Here is a 583-nt window from a genome sequence, read left to right as displayed (position 1 = left end):
CACGCGGAGAGCCCCCGGCCGTCCGGCCGGGGGCTCTCCGCGTGGTGCGTCCGCCAGGTGGCAGTCGGCTCGCGCCGGGCCGTGAGGGGCGGTTCAGACGGTCTCCGGGAGCTCCTCCAGCCCCTCCGAGACCAGCTTGGCCAGCCGGTCGAGCGCCTCCTCGGCGTCGTCCGCCTCGGACGCCAGGACGATCTCCTCGCCGCCCCCGGCGCCCAGGCCCAGGACGCCGAGCATGGAGGCCGCGTTGACGGGGTTGCCGTCGCCCTTGCGGACGGTGACCGGCACCCCGGCCGCGGAGGCGGCACGGACGAAGATGGAAGCGGGGCGGGCGTGCAGCCCCTCGGCCCAGCCGACGGTGACGCGGCGCTCAACCATGGTGTTGCCCTTCGGGTCGGTGCGGTTGTCTAGACCAGTCTCGCACGGTCGGCCGCAGGTCCCCGGCCCCGCGGGCCATGGACGCACCGGTGTTCCGCGCTGCGCGACAGGTGCTCTACTGGCGACGATACGACGCGGCGACGGCGTACTCGGCGCGCACCCCGGCCGCCGTTCGCGCGCACCCCCGCCGCCGTACGCTGGCCCCATG

At 76.0% G+C, this 583-nt stretch carries 1 protein-coding gene; it reads right to left on the bottom strand.

Features of this window, described 5'->3' with window-relative positions; all coding sequences use genetic code 11:
• Positions 1 to 93: 93 nt before the first annotated feature.
• A complete protein-coding gene (locus tag CCN37_RS38445; RefSeq protein WP_086830277.1) occupies positions 94 to 375 on the bottom strand; it encodes an HPr family phosphocarrier protein in 282 nt (93 codons plus the stop codon).
• Between the last annotated feature and the right edge of the window lie 208 nt (positions 376 to 583).

This window comes from Allokutzneria sp. NRRL B-24872, assembly GCF_002155965.1.
Taxonomy (GTDB): Bacteria; Actinomycetota; Actinomycetes; order Mycobacteriales; family Pseudonocardiaceae; genus Allokutzneria.
This window is presented reverse-complemented; position numbering and strand designations above follow the sequence as displayed.

What these genes read in the sequence shown, in the direction of transcription:
- CCN37_RS38445 (WP_086830277.1), bottom strand. Translation starts at nt 375, where the DNA reads ATGGTTGAGCGCCGCGTCACCGTCGGCTGGGCCGAGGGGCTGCACGCC.